Origin of the sequence: Marinovum algicola (assembly GCF_900109145.1) — a bacterium.
GTDB classification, from domain to species: domain Bacteria; phylum Pseudomonadota; class Alphaproteobacteria; order Rhodobacterales; family Rhodobacteraceae; genus Marinovum; species Marinovum algicola.
In genome coordinates this window covers 21,888-40,639 of record NZ_FNYY01000019.1, presented here as the reverse complement: position 1 = coordinate 40,639, position 18,752 = coordinate 21,888, and the positions used below count along the sequence as shown (strand labels likewise).

16 protein-coding genes are annotated in these 18,752 nt (G+C 66.0%); 11 read left to right on the top strand and 5 right to left on the bottom strand.

All coding sequences use genetic code 11. From position 1 onward, the window contains the following. Positions 1-63: 63 nt before the first annotated feature. Entirely contained in the window at positions 64-1,815 is a 1,752-nt protein-coding gene (locus BMW90_RS20150) for a trypsin-like peptidase domain-containing protein (protein ID WP_074838538.1), read from the bottom strand. A gap of 223 nt (positions 1,816-2,038) precedes the next feature. On the opposite strand from BMW90_RS20150, the gene BMW90_RS20145 reads away from it, so the two are divergent. The 8 genes from BMW90_RS20145 (at position 2,039) to glmM (ending at position 12,761) form a co-directional block, all read left to right on the top strand. Next, on the top strand, positions 2,039-2,983 hold the full coding sequence (locus BMW90_RS20145; protein ID WP_074838535.1) for a glycine--tRNA ligase subunit alpha: 945 nt from the start codon (positions 2,039-2,041) through the stop codon (positions 2,981-2,983). Further along, complete coding sequence (locus tag BMW90_RS20140; protein WP_074838532.1) at positions 2,980-3,510, top strand: DUF6446 family protein; 531 nt, start codon at positions 2,980-2,982, stop codon at positions 3,508-3,510. The genes BMW90_RS20145 and BMW90_RS20140 overlap by 4 nt, the downstream gene beginning before the upstream one ends. 150 nt (positions 3,511-3,660) lie before the next feature. After that, complete coding sequence (gene glyS, locus BMW90_RS20135) at positions 3,661-5,829, top strand: glycine--tRNA ligase subunit beta (protein ID WP_074838530.1); 2,169 nt, start codon at positions 3,661-3,663, stop codon at positions 5,827-5,829. A 97-nt stretch (positions 5,830-5,926) separates the two neighbouring features. Then, a complete protein-coding gene (locus tag BMW90_RS20130; protein ID WP_170850591.1) occupies positions 5,927-8,509 on the top strand; it encodes a putative PEP-binding protein in 2,583 nt (860 codons plus the stop codon). Positions 8,510-8,685: 176 nt separating this feature from the next. Then, entirely contained in the window at positions 8,686-9,327 is a 642-nt protein-coding gene (locus tag BMW90_RS20125; RefSeq protein WP_053083360.1) for a cell wall hydrolase, read from the top strand. A gap of 107 nt (positions 9,328-9,434) precedes the next feature. After that, complete coding sequence (locus BMW90_RS20120; protein WP_074838524.1) at positions 9,435-10,367, top strand: dihydroneopterin aldolase; 933 nt, start codon at positions 9,435-9,437, stop codon at positions 10,365-10,367. 27 nt (positions 10,368-10,394) lie between these two features. Next, complete coding sequence (gene folP, locus BMW90_RS20115; RefSeq protein WP_074838635.1) at positions 10,395-11,414, top strand: dihydropteroate synthase; 1,020 nt, start codon at positions 10,395-10,397, stop codon at positions 11,412-11,414. Between the two features lie 3 nt (positions 11,415-11,417). Beyond that, complete coding sequence (gene glmM / locus BMW90_RS20110) at positions 11,418-12,761, top strand: phosphoglucosamine mutase (RefSeq protein ID WP_048532143.1); 1,344 nt, start codon at positions 11,418-11,420, stop codon at positions 12,759-12,761. Positions 12,762-12,852: 91 nt separating this feature from the next. Here the strand turns inward: glmM and BMW90_RS20105 are convergent, their stop codons facing one another. The 4 genes from BMW90_RS20105 to BMW90_RS20090 all read right to left on the bottom strand — a co-directional run bounded on the left by BMW90_RS20105 (position 12,853) and on the right by BMW90_RS20090 (position 15,888). Next, entirely contained in the window at positions 12,853-13,977 is a 1,125-nt protein-coding gene (locus BMW90_RS20105) for an aminotransferase class V-fold PLP-dependent enzyme (RefSeq protein ID WP_074838522.1), read from the bottom strand. Between the two features lie 64 nt (positions 13,978-14,041). Next, entirely contained in the window at positions 14,042-14,923 is an 882-nt protein-coding gene (locus tag BMW90_RS20100; RefSeq protein WP_074838519.1) for a CHAD domain-containing protein, read from the bottom strand. Positions 14,924-14,960: 37 nt separating this feature from the next. Further along, positions 14,961-15,422 (bottom strand): Lrp/AsnC family transcriptional regulator, encoded by a 462-nt coding sequence (locus BMW90_RS20095; RefSeq protein ID WP_048532140.1) that lies wholly within the window; start codon positions 15,420-15,422, stop codon positions 14,961-14,963. Positions 15,423-15,432: 10 nt separating this feature from the next. Beyond that, entirely contained in the window at positions 15,433-15,888 is a 456-nt protein-coding gene (locus BMW90_RS20090) for an Lrp/AsnC family transcriptional regulator (RefSeq protein ID WP_048532139.1), read from the bottom strand. Positions 15,889-16,024: 136 nt separating this feature from the next. On the opposite strand from BMW90_RS20090, the gene ilvC reads away from it, so the two are divergent. From ilvC to BMW90_RS20075, 3 genes are all read left to right on the top strand, one after another. After that, positions 16,025-17,047: a ketol-acid reductoisomerase gene (ilvC, locus tag BMW90_RS20085; protein ID WP_048532138.1), complete on the top strand. Its 1,023-nt coding sequence runs from the start codon at positions 16,025-16,027 to the stop codon at positions 17,045-17,047. A gap of 189 nt (positions 17,048-17,236) precedes the next feature. Then, positions 17,237-18,457 (top strand): S8 family serine peptidase, encoded by a 1,221-nt coding sequence (locus BMW90_RS20080; RefSeq protein WP_074838516.1) that lies wholly within the window; start codon positions 17,237-17,239, stop codon positions 18,455-18,457. A 51-nt stretch (positions 18,458-18,508) separates the two neighbouring features. Beyond that, positions 18,509-18,751: a hypothetical protein gene (locus BMW90_RS20075; protein ID WP_074838514.1), complete on the top strand. Its 243-nt coding sequence runs from the start codon at positions 18,509-18,511 to the stop codon at positions 18,749-18,751. Position 18,752 lies beyond the last annotated feature (1 nt).

The following is an 18,752-nucleotide window of genomic DNA, read 5'->3' as shown; positions in this document are numbered from 1 at the left end:
CCGAAAATACCCTCGGGGGAGTCCCGCAGGGACGGGGGCAGCGCCCCCATCCCCGCTGCGGCATCAGTCCCAGCAGCTCACCAGGACCGCCATTCCGCGCGCCTTGTTGGTCAGATCCTCCGGCGCCATCTCCGCGCCGCCCGGCGCCATCCGCGCCGTGACGCCGGCCTGCCGCATCGCCGCCTCCAGCGCGCTGGCATCGGCGGCAAAGCTGACCTCCTCGGGCAGCCTCCGACCGTCGCCGTCGCGCGGCAACAGCATGCCGATCACCGCGCCCGAGCGGTCCATCACCGGCCCGCCGGCATCGCCGGGCAGGGCCGAGAGCGCCACCCGGTCGAGCGCGTCCTCGCCGTTCAGCCCGCGCAGATCGACCAGCGTCCCAAAGGTCATCGAGGGCGCGCCCAGCACACCTTCGTAGGAAAAGCCCGCAACCGCGATCTCGGATTGCAGGCGCGGCGAGGCGCTGGCCAGTTCGGCCACCTCCAGCGGCGCCAGGGCGCTCTGGGGCGTCAGCAGGGCCATGCCCAGCGCGGTGTCGGTCGCGGCGACACGCGCCTCGGTCGTGCCATCGAGCGTGACCCGGGTGCAGCCCTCGACCGCCTCCAGGGTGGTCAGCACGGTGCCATCCGCCGCGACAAAGAACCCGGTGCGCGACACCCGCGGCTTGCGGATTTGCAGTCCCGACAGCAGGTCGACCGACTGGCTGTCATCGACCCCCAGGTCAGACGGCAGCACGCCGGCGAGGCGGGTGAAACTCTCCGACATCTCCTGAAGCACCCGCGTCCGGCGGTCTTCGTCGCCGGCCGGCCAGACCAGCATGAACCCCTTGATCTCGCCGTCCCGCAGGCTGACCTCGGTGTGCGAGACGATCTCGTCATTGCGGCCGGTGATGCTGAAACCGTCGTCGCGGCGCTCGCGCGGGCCGTCAAGCGGCACGACTTCCAGGGTTTGCAGGATGTCGTAGAGACCGAACAGGCGGCGCCGGTCACCGGCCTGAGAAATCAGCAGCACCTGGGCCGGCAGATCGCCGGTGGCCGCATAGCGGGCAAAAGGCGCCTCATGCGCCTCGAATGCCACCACGCCCAGCGGCAGCAGCATCTCGATCCCGGCCTGGCTGTCGGTGACCTGTTGCAGGTCCATGCCCTCGAGCACGGCATTGTATTGCCGCAAGGCCAGGGCCCGCTGGCGGGTGGTCATCACGCTGGTGGCCTCATGGCCGTTGGCCTCTTGCCAGGCTGCCATGGCGCGGCGGGTGCCGGCGCCATAGGCGCCGTCGATGGCGGCATTGTAAAAGCCGGCCCATTGCAGCGCGACCTGCAAGTCGCGTTTCTCCTGGCCGGTCATCTGCGCCTCGCTGCGGCGGGCCTGGGCCAGGGTTTCCTCCGGCACCTCCGGGGCGCCGGGCGCCGCCTCTGCCGCCGCCTCCGCCGCCTGGTCATCCGGCAGGTCCGAGGTCTCGACCGGCGGCGGTGCGGTCTGCGCATCGGCGCCCACCGGCCAGAACTGGCGTTGCAGCGACTGCGCGCCGACGACAAAACTGTCCCGCGGCACCCGGCCCCGGGCACGCAGTTGGCGCAGCTCGCCATTGGCGGCATTGCGCGAGGCATAGGGCCCGAGCGCCACCGCATACCAGCCCGATCCCACGGCAAATCCGTTCACATTGGGCAGAAATTCGGCGTAATCGCGCACCCGGTCTTCGGCTTCGAGTAGGCTGGGCAGCGCCTCGATCTGAATCCAGGCCCGGTTGTCCTGGGCGATGGCGGCGCTCAGGGAAAATACCAGCGCGCAAAGGGTGGCAAAAAACAAACGTGTCATATGTGTGGGTCGTCCTGGCCTGCATATCTGTCGTATCGAACCAGTGTAGAGCATGGCGGCCGGCTTGCACGTTGAAAGTGGCGGATTTCCGCTTTTGTCACGTGATCGTCAGTCCAGGGTTGCCGCAATGCCGCAGGACACTATTTGCCGCCAATCCGGGGCCTCTGATTGACCCTCGCGCCGCATCCGCCTAAGCAGGCGCAAAGCTTGCAAAGGCCATGACATGACACGCGACACCGCCACCAAACCGCGCTCTTTCCAGGAGATCATCCTGCGGCTCCAGGCCTATTGGGCCGAGCAGGGCTGCGCCGTGATGCAGCCCTATGACATGGAGGTCGGCGCCGGCACCTTTCACCCCGCCACCACCCTGCGGTCGCTCGGTTCGAAGCCCTGGGCCGCGGCCTATGTTCAGCCCTCGCGCCGCCCCACCGACGGCCGTTACGGCGAGAACCCGAACCGGCTTCAGCATTACTACCAGTATCAGGTGCTGATCAAACCCAGTCCGCCCGATCTTCAGGCGCTCTACCTCGGTTCGCTGCAAGCCATCGGCATCGACATGGCGCTGCACGATATCCGCTTCGTCGAGGATGACTGGGAGAGCCCGACACTGGGCGCCTGGGGCCTGGGCTGGGAGGTCTGGTGCGACGGCATGGAAGTCAGCCAGTTCACCTATTTCCAGCAGGTCGGCGGCCATGATTGCCACCCGGTCTCGGGCGAGTTGACCTACGGGCTCGAGCGGCTGGCGATGTATGTGCTGGGCATCGATCACGTGATGGACATGCCCTACAACGATCCCCAAACGCCGATCGCGCTCAGCTATGGCGACGTGTTTCGCCAGACCGAGCAGGAATATTCCCGCTGGAATTTCGATGTGGCCGACACCGAGGTGCTGTTGCGGCATTTCGAAGAGGCCGAGGCGGAATGCGCCCGCATCCTTGAGGCGCCGCATCACGATCCCAAGACCGGCAAGCGCATCGTTATGGCGCATCCGGCCTATGACCAATGCATCAAGGCCAGCCATATCTTCAACCTGCTCGACGCCCGGGGCGTGATCTCGGTCACGGAACGGCAGGCTTATATCGGCCGGGTCAGGACGCTGGCCAAGGCCTGCGCCGATGCCTTCGTGCTGACCGAGGCGGGCGGCCATGTGGCGGAGGCCGCAGAATGAGCGGCCGGATTATTGCGGGGGTGATCGTCTTGGTGGCTTTGGTCGCGGGCGCGCTGGTCTACTACATGCAGATCTATGCCTTCTACTCGCCGGTGGCCGCCAACGGTCAGGATGACGTGCAGCTTGTCTCGCTGACGTCCGGCGTGCCGGAGCCGATCGTCTATGACGCCTTCGAGGCGATCGACGCCGACAGCTCGCCGATCCGCTACCGCGCCTGCTTCACCACCATCCACAGCCTCGCCATGCTGACCGAGACCTATGAAATCTACGACGATGCCGAGCCGCGCATTGCGCCCGGCTGGTTCGACTGTTTCGACGCCGAGGCCATCGGCGCCGCGTTGGCGGCCGGGGACGCGCTGACCTTTCTGAGCCAGAAGAACGTGGCATATGGCGTCGACCGGGTGGTGGCGATCACCGATGACGGGCGCGGCTTTGTCTGGCACGAGCTGAACGACTGCGGCGACAAGGCCTATGACGGCACCGTGGTGGGCGAGGAATGCCCCCCGCGCGAGAATTCCACCGACTGAGCACGGTGCACCGGCCTCCCGCGTCGAGCCTTCGGCAGAGGTGCCCGGCCCGGCCAGAAGATGGGATAGCGATTTCGCCGCTATCGGCTTGCCGTGCAGGGGCAGGGGCATTAAGCACCGGGGCGTTGATCCAGAACCCCCGGTGACCCTATGCCCGACCTGCTTATCGAACTCTTTTCCGAAGAAATTCCCGCGCGGATGCAGGCGCGCGCCTGTGACGACCTGAAAAAGCGGATGACCGACGGGCTGGTCGAGGCCGGGCTGACCTATGCCTCCGCCGCCGCCTTTTCGACGCCGCGCCGGCTGGCGCTGACCGTCGAGGGGCTGCTGGCCGAAAGCCCCACCGTGCGCGAAGAGCGCAAGGGCCCCAAGGTGGGCGCGCCCGACAAGGCGATCGAGGGGTTTCTGCGCGGTGCCGGTGTGAGCCGCGACGATCTTGAGGAACGCGAAACCCCCAAGGGCGCGGTCTATTTCGCCACCATCACCAAGCCCGGCCGTCCGGCGGCAGAGATCGTCGCCGAGGTGCTGGAAGAGGTGATCCGCAACTTCCCCTGGCCGAAGTCGATGCGCTGGGGCGCGGGCAGCCTGCGCTGGGTGCGGCCGCTGCATTCGGTGATCTGCCTGCTGAGCGACGAGGCCGGCGCCGAGGTGGTGCCCTTCGAAATCGACGGCATTCGCGCCGGCGATGTGACCCGCGGCCATCGCTTCATGGCACCGGATGCGTTTTCTGTTGTATCTTACGAGGATTACGCGGCAAAGCTAAAGCGCGCGCATGTGGTTCTGGATGCGCAGGAGCGGGCCGATCACATCTGGAACGACGCCACCAACGCAGCCTTTTCGCAAGGGCTGGAGGTGGTCGAGGACAAGGGGCTTCTGGCCGAAGTGGCCGGGCTGGTGGAATGGCCGGTGGTGCTGATGGGTGAGATCGGCGCCGATTTCCTCGGGCTGCCGCCGGAGGTGCTGCAAACCTCGATGAAAGAGCACCAGAAGTTCTTTTCGGTGAAGAATCCCAAGACCGGCCGGATCGAGAAATTCATCACCGTTGCCAACCGCGAGACCGCCGACAACGGCGCCACCATCCTGGCCGGCAACCAGAAGGTTCTCTCGGCCCGGCTGTCGGATGCAAAGTTCTTTTGGGAGAACGACTTGCGCGCCGTTGCTGATGCGGGGCTCGAAGGCATGGCGGCGCCGCTGGCGCAGGTCACCTTCCACAACAAGCTGGGCTCGCAGGCCGAACGCATCGCCCGCATCGCCGCACTGGCACGCGAGATCGCGCCGATGGTCGGGGCGGACGCCGATGCCGCGGAACTGGCCGCGAAAGTGGCCAAGGCCGATCTGTCGTCCGAGATGGTCTATGAATTCCCCGAGTTGCAGGGGATCATGGGGCGGTATTACGCCATGGAGGCCGGGTTGTCGCAGCCGGTGGCCGACGCCTGCCGCGACCATTACTCGCCGCTCGGCCCCTCCGACGACGTGCCGGTCGAGCCGGTCTCGGTCGCCGTGGCGCTGGCCGACAAACTCGATACTTTGACCGGCTTCTGGGCGATCGACGAAAAGCCCACCGGAAGCAAGGATCCCTTTGCCCTGCGCCGCGCGGCGCTGGGGGTGATCCGGTTGGTGTTGGAGAACGATCTAGCTATTGAGCTCGAAGTCGTCTTGGCATCAGCTTTCGGACCTCAAACGGCAGAGTTCTTGGATAGCGCGGCGAAGTCTGCTGACGCTAAAGCGAAAGTTTCGGCTGTAATGGAAGTCGAAGGGTCCCAAATCACGTATGGAGCTAAGGAGGCAATTCTTTTTGACCTCCTCTCTTTCGTCCACGACCGTCTGAAGGTCTTCCTGCGCGATCAGGGTATCCGGCACGACGTGATCGACGCCTGTGTCGCCATGCCGGGCAGTGACGATCTGGCGCTGCTGGTCAAACGCGCCCAGGCCTTGCAGGGCTTCCTCGACACGTCGGACGGCGAAAACCTGTTGCAGGGCTTCAAGCGCGCCAACAACATCCTGACTCAGGCCGAAGAGAAGGACGGGGTTGAATACAGCTTTGGTGGCGACGTGAAGTTCGCCGAGGAAGCCGAGGAAAAGGCGCTGTTTTCCGCGCTGGATGCCGCCGAGCCCAAGATCAAGGCGGCGCTGGAGCGTCAGGATTTCGAGGCGGCGATGTCGGCGCTGGCGGGCTTGCGCGGGGCGGTCGACGGGTTTTTCGAGGCGGTGCAGGTCAACGCCGAAAACGAGGTGCTGCGGCGCAACCGGCTGAACCTGTTGTCGAGCATCCGCACCGCCTGTCTTTCGGTGGCCGATCTGGCGCGTATCGAAGGGTGATCGGGGGGCCCGATGGTCGGCGGGGCCGGGCATGGGGTGATGTAACGATGGCGGGGCGCGGCGTGAGTTAGCGCTTGTGCGATGCGTGGTGGCGCTTATGCTGCGCTGCAACGCAAAGGAGCCGCGCTTGCTTCAGGACAACCCCGATATCACGCCGATCACGCCCACGGCACAGATGAAGGCCCACACCCATGGCGGGCGGGCGAAATGCCTGCAACGTCTGGTGCGGCTCGACATGCCGGTGCCGACGACCGTGGCGCTTTCCTTCGAAACCGTGCATGGCATCGCCAGCGGACACATGCCCGACATGGCGGAAATCCTCGCCGCCTTTCCCGAGGGCGCGCTGCTCTGCGTGCGGCCGTCGAGCCAGGATCCGGATTGGGGCGGGCCAGGGGCGATCCTCAATATCGGCATGAACGATGCTCGTTACGTCGAGATGTGCGATACTCTGGGGCGCCACGCGGCCTCGGCGCTTTATGCAAGGTTTGTCGAGGCTTACGCCCTGCATGTGGCGCGGCTCGACCCGGATGTCTTTGAAGAGATCACCGCCGAGGGGCCGCAGGCACTGTCCGAAGCGCTGCGCGCCTATGAAGACGAGGCCGAAGAACCCTTTCCGCAGGATCCGGCGGCGCAGTTGGCGCAGGTGCTGCGCTCGATGGCGCGGGCCTGGGAGGGCACCACGGCGCGGCTGTTGCGCCAGGCCAAGGGCGCGCCGGCGGATGCCGGTCTTGGCCTGGTGGTGCAGGAGATGGCGCTGGGGATCGGCCACCCCGAGGCGCGCGACGGCGAGACCGGATCAGGCGTGCTGCAACTGGTCAACAGCCACACCGGGCTGCGCCAGATTACCGGGCGCTACCTGAGCCAGAGCCAGGGTCGCGAGGCGCTTTCGGGGGCGGCCGAGGCGCTGTTTCTGGCGCGGGACGAGCGCGGGCCGTCGCTGGAAGAGGTGGCGCCAGAGGCCTTCAACGAGATCGTCGGCATTGCCGAGCGGATGCGCCGAAAGCTGCGCGCCGAGATGCAGATCGAATTCACCATCCAGGGCGGGCGGGTGCATGTGCTCGACGGGGTGCGGGTGCGTCGCTCGAACCGGGCGGCGGTGCGGATTGCCGTGGCGCTGGCACAGGACAAGATCATTCCGCGCGAAGAGGCGCTGATGCGGGTCGAGCCGCGGGCGCTAAGCGAATTGCTGCACCGTCAGATCGACACCGACGCGCCGCGCGACATCCTCGGCCACGGCGTTGCCGCCAGCCCCGGCGCGGCCACCGGCAGGATCGTCTTCAGCGCCACCGCAGCCCAGGCCAGCGCGGCGCGCGACGAACCCTGTGTGCTGGTGCGGCGCGAGACCTCGCCCGAGGACATTCGCGGCATGCAGGCGGCGGTCGGCGTGCTGACCGAACGCGGCGGCATGACCAGCCACGCGGCGGTGATCGGCCGTGGCATGGGCATTCCCTGCATCGTCGGCGCCGCGAGCCTGGCCTTCCACATCCGAAAGAAACGTCTGGTGGCGGCCGATGGCCGGGTGTTCCACGAGGGCGACGTGATCACCATCGACGGCGCCACGGGCGAGGTGCTGGCCGGCAGCCCGCCGATGCTCGAGGCGGCGCTTGACGAGAGTTTTCAGACGCTTATGGACTGGGCCGATGCGGCGCGCGACATCGACATCCGCGCCAATGCCGATACGCCGATGGACGCCCAGACCGCGCGCAACTTCAAGGCCGACGGCATCGGGCTGTGCCGCACCGAACATATGTTCTTTGAAACCGACCGCATGATCGTCATGCGCGAGATGATCTTTGCCAAATCCTCCGAGGACCGGCGGGCGGCGCTGGAGCTGCTCCTGCCGATGCAGCGGGCGGATTTCATCGAGCTGTTCCGCATCATGCAGGGCCAGCCGGTCTGCATCCGGCTGTTCGATCCGCCGCTGCACGAGTTCCTGCCATCGGACAAGCCCGGCATGCGGGCGCTGGCCGAGGCGCTGGACCTGCCGGTCTCGGATGTCGAACGGCGGGTGGAATCTCTGGGCGAATACAATCCGATGCTGGGTATGCGCGGGGTGCGGCTGGGCATCACGCTGCCCGAGATCTACGACATGCAGGCCCGCGCCATCTTCGAGGCGACGCTGGCGGCCAGCCGCGAAGGCGCGCCGGTGGTGCCGGAAATCATGATCCCGCTGGTTTCGGCCAAGCGCGAGGTGGAAATCGTCAAGACCCGTGTCGACGCGGTGGCGGCGGCGGTGCGCAACGAACGGGGCCGGGATTTCGACTATCGACTGGGGGTGATGGTGGAAACGCCCCGCGCCGCGCTGCGCGCCGAAGAGATCGCCGGCCATACCGATTTTCTCAGCTTCGGCACCAACGATCTGACGCAGATGACCTATGGGCTGTCGCGCGACGACGCCGGGCGGTTCATGTCGGATTACGTCAAGCAGGGGGTCTTTGCCGAAGATCCGTTCCATGTGCTGGACCGCGACGGCGTGGCAGAGCTGTTGCGGATCGGGGCCGAGCGCGGCCGCAAGGCGCGGCCCGACGTGGTGCTTTCGATCTGTGGCGAACACGGCGGCAACCCCGAATCGATTGCCATCTGCCGGGACATGGGATTCACCTATGTTTCCTGTTCACCCTTCCGTGTGCCGGTCGCGAGGCTTGCTGCGGCGCAACTTGCGTTGGGCGGCAAGATATAGAGGAAGGCCCTTTGCGGCCGGGTCGATCTTGTGGATTATCCGCGCGCCGCCTCCGCGCTGTGGCGGTTTTCTGCCCTGCGTCAGGCTGCCGCTAGAAGAAAATTCACTTTCTGACTATACAACGCGGGTTGCCAGCAGCCCGGGACCCTCTCGGGCTTTCGCGTGTGAGGGATAGAATGCGTCTGATAATTGCCGGTATAGCGGCCGCGATCCTGGGGCTTCCAGGTCACGGTGCCAAGGCCGAATTGCGTCCGAACGAGGTCGGCAGCCTGATCCAGCTGGAGCGCAAGGGGCTCAAATCCGTGCCCAAGGGCACGTTGAAATGGGCGCTTGGCGCCAATCAGCCCAAATCCGCCGGTTCCATCGACTACGATGAGGCCTGGCTCAGAAGCCTGCCCAACGGCAAGGGCGGCGAACAATTCACCTGTCTGGCCGAAGCGCTCTATTTCGAGGCGCGCGGGGAAAGCATCAAGGGCCAGGTTGCCGTCGCCGAGGTCATTCTCAACCGCGTCGAGAGCAATAAGTTCCCGAACACGGTCTGCGGCGTGATCAATCAGGGCACCGGCCGCAAATACGCCTGCCAGTTCACCTATACCTGTGATGGCCGTGCCGAGACCGTGGGCAATCCCGGCGCCTATGCCCGGGTGGCCAAGATCGCCAAGGCGATGCTCAGCGGCCTGCCGCACAAGTTGACCGGCGGCGCCACCTATTACCACACCACGGCGGTGCGCCCGAACTGGTCGCGGGTCTTTGCCCACACCACCACCATCGGCGTGCACAAGTTCTATCGCGAAGACACCCGTCTTTCGCAGAAGTAACGGCCCATGCACTTCGCCTCTTGCGGCGAACAGGCCGGTTTTGGGTCTGCCAGCGCGGCAGGATTGCTGCTAGACACGGGCGGCAGACCCAAAGCCGGAAACCCACGATGAGCCAGGACATCCACTTCGCATTCGCCCACCCCTCTGAACGGGCCGCCGCCACCGAGGGCGCGGCCCCGCGCGACCGCATCTCGCTACGCGATCATATCGTCGAGGTCGAGATCGGCGCCTTTCAGTCCGAGCGCGGCCACACCCAACGGGTCTGTTTCAACGTGGTGGTCGAGGTCGCCCGCGCCGGCGACCGCATCGACGACGATGTCGACCGCATCCTCAGCTATGACCGGGTGACCGAGGCAATCGCCTTCGAGCTCGCCGAGGAACGGCTCAACCTTCTGGAAACCCTGGCCGAACGGGTGGCCGAGCGCATTCTGCTCGAGCCGCAGGCGATGCGGGTCTTCGTACGGATCGAAAAGCTCGATCGCGGGCCCGGCGCGCTGGGGGTCGAGATCGTGCGCAGCCGGGGCGATCTCGATCCGGCCCATGCCGCGCAGCTCACCGGCGCGCGGCCGCATCCCCGGGTGGTCTATCTGTCCAATGCGGCCATTGCCGCGCCGCATCTGACCGGCTGGCTCGACTGGCTGGCCGGGCAGGCGGCGCCGGTCGTGCTCTGCGTCGGGTTGCCCGATGGCGCGCGGCCCGAGGCCGATCATCCGCTGGCGCAGCGCCGGGTCGATCTTCTGGCGATCGAGCAGAACGGCTGGGTGCTCGCGGCGCGCGATCCGCGCTGTGTGGTCGTCGGCACGCTGACCGAGCTCGACTGGGGCATGAAACACGATCAGATGAGCCTCTGGGCGCCGTCCAAGATCGTTCTGGACGCGGTCGAAGGCCCCAAGACTCGGCCGCGCGACAGCGTGGCGCTTGCGGCCTGGTTCGCGGGGCATATCGAGGCCAGCGACTTCCTGGTGATCGGCGAAGATCTGCCCGAAACCCAAGGCTTGAAGGCCCGCGCCGTCGCGGTGACGCAGCGCCACCTTGCATGACCGGAACGATTGGATCATGTGAACGCCATGACGGCGACTCGTGAGACATATTTCCGCCCGCTGGTCCAACGCGGCACCGCCCGGCCGGAGAGTGCCGTGGCGCTTGCCGGGGGGCCGGGCTGGTTCACCCAGGCCGAGCGGCTGAGCCACGACGGCAGCCGGGCTATTGTCGCGGCCGACGCCATCCCCGACGACCTGTTGCAGTGTCTCAGCGCGCCGCGTGCGGCCATCGCCGGGCTGGAGATGGACCGGCCCCGGCTGATGGGCATTCTCAACGTCACCCCCGACAGCTTTTCCGACGGCGGAAGGCACAGCGGCTTTGACAGCGCGCTGGCGCATGGCCGTGCCATGGCCGATGCCGGGGCCGACATCATCGATGTCGGCGGCGAAAGCACCCGGCCGGGGGCGGTCGATATCTCGGAAGCCGAAGAGATCGGCCGGGTTGGGCCGGTGATCGAGGCCCTGTCCTCGGCGGTGCCGCTGCCGATCTCGATCGACACCCGCAAACGGGCGGTGGCCGCGGCCGCCGCCGACGCCGGGGCGCATCTGGTCAACGATGTCTCTGGCTTCGTGTTCGACGCCGGTCTCGCGCCGTTCTGCGCCGAGGCAGGGCTGCCGGTCTGCATCATGCACAGCCAGGGCACGCCGCAGACCATGCAGGACAATCCGCGCTACGGCGACGTGCTGCTCGAAGTCTATGATTTTCTGGCTCGCCAGATCGCCCTGGCCGAGGCCGCCGGCATTCCGCGCCACAGGATCGTCGCCGATCCCGGCATCGGCTTTGGCAAGACCACCGCGCACAACCTTGCGCTGCTGCGCGGCCTGAGCTTGTTTCACGGGCTGGGCGTGCCGCTGCTGCTCGGCGCCTCGCGCAAGGGACTGATCCGCGATGTGGGCCAGGCGCCTCGGGCCGAGGACCGGATGCCCGGATCGGTGGCGGTGGCGCTTGCCGGGGTTGCGCAGGGCGTGCAGATTCTAAGAATTCATGATGTAGGTGACACCAGGCAGGCCCTGCGGCTCTGGTTGGCGATTGAAGAAGGAATTTAAGTAATGTCTCGCAAGCTTTTTGGCACCGACGGGGTGCGCGGCAAGGCGAACACCGCGCCGATGACCGCCGATATGGCGCTTCGGATCGGCGCGGCGGCCGGGCGGTATTTCCGCCGGGAAAACGGCGGCGTGCACCGGGTGGTGATCGGCAAGGACACCCGGCGCTCGGGCTACATGTTCGAAACCGCGCTGACCGCCGGGCTCACCTCGACCGGGATGAGCGTTCTGCTGCTGGGGCCGGTGCCGACGCCGGCGGTGGGGCTGCTGACGCCCTCGATGCGGGCGGATGTGGGCATCATGATTTCCGCTTCGCACAATCCGGCCGAGGACAATGGCATCAAGTTCTTTGGCCCCGACGGGTTCAAGCTTAATGACGAGGCCGAGGCTGAGATCGAGCGGCTGGTCGAAGAGGGGGTGGAACCCGCGCTGGCCGGTGATATCGGCAAGGCCAAGCGGATCGACGATGGCCGTTTCCGCTATCAGGAGCGGGTCAAGAGCACCTTTCCGGCGGGCATGCGCCTCGACGGCATGAAGGTGGTGGTGGACTGCGCCAATGGCGCCGCCTATCGCGCCGCGCCCGAGGTTCTCTGGGAGCTGGGCGCCGAGGTGATCCCGGTCGGGGTGAACCCGGACGGCTTCAACATCAACAAGGCCTGCGGCTCGACCAAGCCGCAATCCGCCGCGGCCGCGGTGCTTGAACACGGTGCGGATGTCGGCATCTGTCTCGACGGCGATGCCGACCGAGTGATGATCATCGACGAAACCGGCACCGTGGCCGATGGCGATCAGATCATGGCGCTGATGGCGGCGCAATGGGCGGCGGAAGAGCGCCTGCGCGGCGGTACGCTGGTGGCGACGGTGATGTCGAACCTCGGGCTCGAGCGGTTCCTGCATGGCCACGGCCTGCGGCTCGAGCGCACCGGCGTCGGCGACCGCTATGTCGTCGAGGCGATGCGCGCCGGCGGCTGGAACCTCGGCGGCGAGCAATCGGGCCATATCGTGATGACGGATTACGCCACCACCGGCGACGGGCTGATGGCGGGGCTGCAATTCCTTGCCGCGATGACGCGCACCGGCCGCAGCGCCAGCGATCTGGCGAACAATTTCGATCCGGTGCCGCAGATGCTCAAGAACGTGCGTTTTGGCGCCGGGCAATTGCCGCTGGAGACCGATGGCGTCAAGGCGGCCATCGCCTCGGCCGAGACCGAGCTCAATGGCAAGGGCCGCCTGCTGATCCGCAAATCGGGCACCGAGCCGCTGATCCGGGTGATGGCCGAATGCGAAGACCCGGCGATGCTGGAAGCGGTAGTCGACCGGGTTGTCGAAGCGGTGCAGGACGTGGTCTGAGCCAGTCCGGCCCGGCGCGACCGCGTTATCGAGAAGCCCCCGGACAGGGGGGAGCGCGCCCCGGGTCTGACCCGGGGTCTCTTTGTTTCCGTCAGAGCACGTCTGACAGAACTCTGTCGAGCCGCGCCACCGTGGCATCGACATCATAGAGCTTGTCGAGCCCGAAAAGCCCCAGCCGGAAGGTCGAAAAGCCGTCGCCTTCGTCGCATTGCAGCGGTACTCCGGCGGCGATCTGGGTGCCCTGGGCGGCAAAGGCGCGGCCGGATTGCACCTCAGGATTGTCGGTGTAGCTCACCACCACGCCCGGCGCCTCGAAGCCCTGGGCCGCCACCGAAGCGATGCCCTTGGCGACGAGCAGCGCCCGCACCTTGCTGCCCAGCGCCCATTGCGCCTCTTTCAGACGGTCGAAGCCGTAGTCGCGGCTTTCCAGCATGGTGTCGCGGAACATCCGCAGCCCATCGGTGGGCATGGTGGCGTGATAGGCATGGCCGCCGTTTTCATAGGCCATCATGATCTGATGCCATTTCTTCAGGTCGGCGGCAAAGCTGTTCGAACTGGTCTCTTCCATCCGCGCCAGCGCCCGTTGTGACAGCATCACCAGCCCGGCGCAGGGCGTCGAGGACCAGCCCTTCTGCGGGGCCGAGATCAGCACGTCGACGCCGAGCGCGCCCATGTCGACCCAGACGCAGCCCGAAGCGATGCAGTCGAGCACCATCAGCGCGCCGACCTCATGCGCCGCTTGCGCCAGCGCTGTCAGGTAATCGTCGGGCAGGATGATGCCGGAGGAGGTTTCCACATGCGGCGCGATCACAAGGTCGGGCTTTTCCTCGCGGATGCGGGCGGTGACGTCTTCGATCGGTGCCGGGGCAAACGGACTTTGCGGATCGTTGCCGCTGCGCCGCGCCTTCATCACGGTTTCCGAGCCTGCGAAGCCGCCCATCTCGAAAATCTGGCTCCAGCGGAAGGAGAACCAGCCGTTGCGCACCACCAGGCATTTGGCGTCCTGGGCAAACTGTCGCGCCACCGCCTCCATGCCGAAGGTGCCGCCACCGGGCACCACCACAGCGGTCTCGGCGCCATAGACCGATTTCAACGTGTCGTTGATGTCGCGCATCACCTGCTGAAAGGTGGCCGACATGTGGTTGAGCGAGCGGTCGGTGAAGACCACCGAGAACTCGTCGAGACCTTGGGGATCGATATCGTCGCGCAGGGCCATGCGGGCCTCCTTCCTGAGAGTTTTCTCAGGGCTAGCGCGGCGGCGGTGAAAAGGCAATCGCGTGTCAGCCGCGGCATTTTTTCCAGCGCTTGCGGTAGCTCCTGACCAGCGCTTTCGGCGGTTTGCCGAGCACCTTGGGCGCCCGTGCAAAGGCACGGTTTTGCAGCCGGTCCATTTCGATGGCGAGCGGCGAGGCCAGCGCCTGCGCCGCCTCGGGCGGCAGGGCCTCGGCGTCGATCATCCGGCGCAGATCGGCCAGGTCCTGGTGATCGCCCAGAAGGTCCGACAGTTCGCCCAGCCGGTCGATGCGCCGCCGCAGCTTCTTCGAGGCCAGCGGTTTCAGCAGCCGCGTGTGATACCAATGGTATTTCACCCGTTTGCGCCATTGGTGCAGGTCGCGGGGATCGCGGGTCTCGAGCGCCGTGGCCCAGGCGGCGCGGGCGCGTTTGTAGGTTTTCTTCAGCCCGCCCTCGATCGCGCCAAAGCCGGTCTTGTCGACCTCCCAGAGCGCGGCCCGGTGGCGCACCGCCTTCAGCGCGTCGCGAAACGCCGCGCGGCGACTGTCGAAATCGTCCAGATGCGTTTCGGCGCGCCGCGCCTTGAGCGCGTCGCGCAGGGCGGCGGCATTGGGGCCGGAGAGCCGCTCGGGATAGCTTTGTTCCAGCCGCGTCAGAATCTCCAGCGCCGCGCCGGTTTCGCGCAAGTCCGACAGGCGGCGGGCAGCGTCGCGAAATGCGCGGTTTTCGGTCTTGTAGTCGATGAACTGCGGCCGGACGAGGCGGATCAGCCCGCGCAGCTTCTTGCAGCGCTTGCGGGCGTCATGCACCGCTTCGGCCATGTCGCCGGTGCCATCAAGCGCGGCAAGCGCCCTGTCGAGCTGGTCGCAGGCGATGCGGCGCAGCCCTTCGGAGACATCCTCGTCGGATCGCTTGAGCTTGTATCCCATGGCCCGAAACCTAGCCTCGGGCCGGGCCGCGGCAAGATCAGCCCAGCGGGCCGGGCAGACGTTCCTCGGAGAGCACCACATTGGCCTCGACCTGGCCGGCGCCGGGCAGGGTCATGATCCGGCGGCGCAGAACCCGTTCGAAATCCGACAGATCGCGCGCCACGATGCGCAGGCGGTAATCGTAGAGGCCGAGAATGTGTTCGACGGTCTGTACCTCGGGGATGGCGGTGACCGCGCGTTCGAAATCCTCGAGACTGATGCGGCCCTTGGTGGCCAGCTTGATGCCGAGAAAGACGGTGACGCCAAACCCCAGCTTTTCGCGGTCGAGCAGCAGGCGGGTGCCCGAAATCACGCCGGCCTCGCGCAGACGCTTGATCCGCCGCCAGGTGGCGGGTTGCGACAGGCCGAGACGCCGGCCAATCTGACCGGCCGAAAGGCTGGCGTCGCGGGACAGGGCGCGCAGGATGGCGCGGTCGGTGTCGTCGATCTCGATGGTCATGAAAGCGGGCTCATACCGGCAGCGCCTCGTCGTCCTTGATCCGGGCGACATGCATTAGCGCCTCGACATCGGCGATATGGGGCAGGGTGAGCAGCCTTTCGCGATAGATCTGCTGGTAATGCGGAATGTCGCGGGCGATGACGGCAAGGCGGACGTCGACCTGGCCGAGAAATGTCTGTATCTCGATCACCTCTGGCACCTGGCGGGCGGCGGCGAGAAAATCCTCGAAGGCGCGCGATTGCGTCTTGTCCAGGGTCAGTCGCAACGAGACCTCGACCGCATAGCCGAGGCTTGGCCAGTGGATCTCGGCGCGCTTGCCTTTGACGATGCCGGCCTCGCGCATCCGTTCGAGCCGCCGCGACAGGGTGGCCGGCGTCAGATCGGCGCGCTGCGCGAGATCGGAGAGCGGCAGGTCCGGGGCGGCCTGCATCTGGCGAAGGATGCGTCTGTCTGTATCGTCGAGCATGATTCCACCGAGATACCGCATTCAGGCGAATAGTTAAATCGCCAAATGGCGAAATCATCGCGGTTATGAACGCGCATTCACGGCAGGCCTCGCGTAGGTTGCCGCTCAAACGCACACCGAAAGAAGGAAGACCGATATGCGCGTCTATTATGATCGCGATTGCGATGTGAACCTGATCAAGGACAAGAAAGTCGCCATCCTGGGCTATGGCTCGCAAGGCCACGCCCACGCGCTGAACCTGCGCGACTCTGGCGCCAAGAACATCGTCGTCGCCCTGCGCGAAGGCTCGGCCTCGGCCAAGAAAGCCGAAGGCGAAGGTCTTCAGGTCATGGGCATCGCCGAAGCGGCGGCCTGGTGTGACGTGATCATGTTCACCATGCCCGACGAACTTCAGGCCGAGACCTACAAGAAATACGTCCACGACAACCTGCGCGAAGGCGCGGCGATTGCCTTTGCCCACGGTCTGAACGTGCACTTCGGTCTGATCGAGCCCAAGCCCGGCGTTGACGTCATCATGATGGCGCCCAAGGGCCCCGGCCACACCGTGCGCGGCGAATACACCAAGGGCGGCGGCGTGCCCTGCCTCGTGGCCGTCCACCAGGACGCCACCGGCAAGGCGCTGGAAATCGGCCTCAGCTATTGCTCGGCCATCGGCGGCGGCCGCTCGGGCATCATCGAGACCAACTTCCGCGAGGAATGCGAAACCGATCTCTTCGGTGAGCAGGCGGTTCTCTGCGGTGGTCTGGTCGAGCTGATTCGCATGGGCTTCGAGACCCTGGTCGAAGCCGGCTACGCCCCGGAAATGGCCTATTTCGAGTGTCTGCACGAGGTGAAGCTGATCGTGGACCTGATCTACGAAGGCGGCATCGCCAACATGAACTACTCGATCTCGAACACCGCGGAATACGGCGAATATGTCTCCGGCCCGCGCATTCTGCCCTACGACGAGACCAAGGCCCGGATGAAAGCCGTGCTGCGCGACATCCAGACCGGTGCCTTCGTGCGCGACTTCATGCAGGAAAATCAAGCGGGTCAGCCCTACTTCAAAGGCACCCGCCGTCTCAACGACGAGCACCAGATCGAGCAGGTCGGCGAGAAGCTGCGCGGCATGATGCCGTGGATTTCCGCCGGCAAGATGGTCGACAAGGAAAAGAACTGATCTACGCCCACCGGCGTTGATTTCAGGCGATTTGCGCCCGGCAGTCGAGAGGCTGCCGGGCGTTTTTGCATGCGGCCGGGGCAGCGATGCCAGTTCTCCACGGTTGAAAATTTGCCAGTTTGCGCTACCATTGCGAGTATTATTGCAGTCTATTTTCTCGTCCTTTTTCGCAACAATTCGGTTGGTCCCATGTCCCAGATCCTTCATGAATTCCTTCGCCCGCAGCCCACCGGGGGCACCATTGTCACCTTTCACAAGGACTCAGACGTCGCGACCCAGCGCCAGGCTCTGGTGCGCAGTGCCGGCGAGGGGGTGCGATCGCTCTCGGGCGGTCCCGGTCGCTCGGCCGAGATGAGCGACGATGCCCCGGCGTTTCACCTGGAAGAGGTGGGCATCGGGGTGATCTCGGAGCATGTGGATGCCCAGCGCTCAGCCGGCATTCTGAGCGGCGAGGAGTCGGTGGTCGAGGCGCGGCCGGAATTCTGGCTGTTTGCCATTCAGGATTTTCAGGACACGGCTGACCGCACCTGGGGAATTGCCGCCACCGGGGCCGAGACCTCGCAGTTTACCGGCGCGGGCATCAAGCTTGCGGTGCTCGATACCGGGCTCGATTTCGAACACCCGGACTTCACCGGCCGCAATCTGGTGCAGCAGAGCTTTGTCACCGGTCAATTGGCGCAGGACGTCCAGGGCCATGGCACCCATTGCTGTGGCACCGCTGCGGGCCGGGAGGTGAGCCAGGGCGTGCCGCGTTATGGTGTCGCGCCGGAGGTGCATCTGCATGTCGGCAAGGTGCTCAACGATTCCGGTTCGGGGCGCGAGCGCGACATCATCAACGGCATGATCTGGGCGATCCAGCAGGGCTGCGCGGTGATCTCGATGTCGCTGGGCCGCCGGGTCAGGCAGGGTGAAGGGCCTTCGGCCGCCTATGAGCGTGTCGGCGAGCTGGCGCTGGATTCGGGATCGCTGATCATTGCCGCCGCCGGCAATGACAGCGCCCGCCAGTTCGGCTTTATCGCGCCAGTGGGGGCGCCGGCCAATTCCCAGTCGATCATGGCGGTGGCGGCGCTGGATGAAAATCTTAAGATCGCCGATTTCTCCTGCGGTGAGATCAACGCCGGCGGCGGCGAAGTCGATATCGCCGGGCCAGGGGTGAACGTGCTGTCTTCGGTGCCGCGGCCGCAGCTTTATGACGTCAAAAGCGGCACCAGCATGGCCTGTCCGCATGTCGCCGGCATCGCGGCGCTGCTGGCGCAGAGCGATGCCAACCTGCGCGGCAAGGCCCTGTGGACGGCGCTGACCGACAGTGCCAAGGCGCTCTCGGCGCCGGCCTCGGACGTCGGGGCCGGTCTGGCGCAGGCGCCGCAAGGCGCGCCGGACGAGGGCTATGGCAAGACGCCGGTGGCATAGCAGGCAGCGGCTTCTTATATCATCAGGGCAATCCGCCACGGGATGGAAGCCATGTCAGACGTCACCCTGAAGATCGTGCTCGACGACGCGCATCGCGACAAGTCGGACGAGGTCTGCCGCGCGCTGGAAGCGGCGGGTCTGCGGATCGAAGACAGCATTCCGGCGATCGGAGTGATTTTCGGCACCGCCGACAGCGAAAATCTGGCCCGGGTCAAGCAGACCCGGGGCGTGCTCGAGGCCGAACCCGAGGCGCAGTATCAGCTGCCGCCGTTTGACAGTGATCAGCCGCAATAAA

Bases quoted from the DNA above. Each gene is read 5' to 3' on its own strand.
- glmM (WP_048532143.1), top strand. From the start codon at position 11,418: ATGTCTCGCAAGCTTTTTGGCACCGACGGGGTGCGCGGCAAGGCGAAC.
- BMW90_RS20075 (WP_074838514.1), top strand. From the start codon at position 18,509: ATGTCAGACGTCACCCTGAAGATCGTGCTCGACGACGCGCATCGCGAC.
- BMW90_RS20100 (WP_074838519.1), bottom strand. From the start codon at position 14,923: ATGGGATACAAGCTCAAGCGATCCGACGAGGATGTCTCCGAAGGGCTG.
- BMW90_RS20150 (WP_074838538.1), bottom strand. From the start codon at position 1,815: ATGACACGTTTGTTTTTTGCCACCCTTTGCGCGCTGGTATTTTCCCTG.
- BMW90_RS20130 (WP_170850591.1), top strand. From the start codon at position 5,927: ATGCTGCGCTGCAACGCAAAGGAGCCGCGCTTGCTTCAGGACAACCCC.
- BMW90_RS20090 (WP_048532139.1), bottom strand. From the start codon at position 15,888: ATGCTCGACGATACAGACAGACGCATCCTTCGCCAGATGCAGGCCGCC.
- ilvC (WP_048532138.1), top strand. From the start codon at position 16,025: ATGCGCGTCTATTATGATCGCGATTGCGATGTGAACCTGATCAAGGAC.
- glyS (WP_074838530.1), top strand. From the start codon at position 3,661: ATGCCCGACCTGCTTATCGAACTCTTTTCCGAAGAAATTCCCGCGCGG.
- folP (WP_074838635.1), top strand. From the start codon at position 10,395: ATGACGGCGACTCGTGAGACATATTTCCGCCCGCTGGTCCAACGCGGC.
- BMW90_RS20095 (WP_048532140.1), bottom strand. From the start codon at position 15,422: ATGACCATCGAGATCGACGACACCGACCGCGCCATCCTGCGCGCCCTG.
- BMW90_RS20140 (WP_074838532.1), top strand. From the start codon at position 2,980: ATGAGCGGCCGGATTATTGCGGGGGTGATCGTCTTGGTGGCTTTGGTC.
- BMW90_RS20120 (WP_074838524.1), top strand. From the start codon at position 9,435: ATGAGCCAGGACATCCACTTCGCATTCGCCCACCCCTCTGAACGGGCC.
- BMW90_RS20125 (WP_053083360.1), top strand. From the start codon at position 8,686: ATGCGTCTGATAATTGCCGGTATAGCGGCCGCGATCCTGGGGCTTCCA.
- BMW90_RS20080 (WP_074838516.1), top strand. From the start codon at position 17,237: ATGTCCCAGATCCTTCATGAATTCCTTCGCCCGCAGCCCACCGGGGGC.
- BMW90_RS20145 (WP_074838535.1), top strand. From the start codon at position 2,039: ATGACACGCGACACCGCCACCAAACCGCGCTCTTTCCAGGAGATCATC.
- BMW90_RS20105 (WP_074838522.1), bottom strand. From the start codon at position 13,977: ATGGCCCTGCGCGACGATATCGATCCCCAAGGTCTCGACGAGTTCTCG.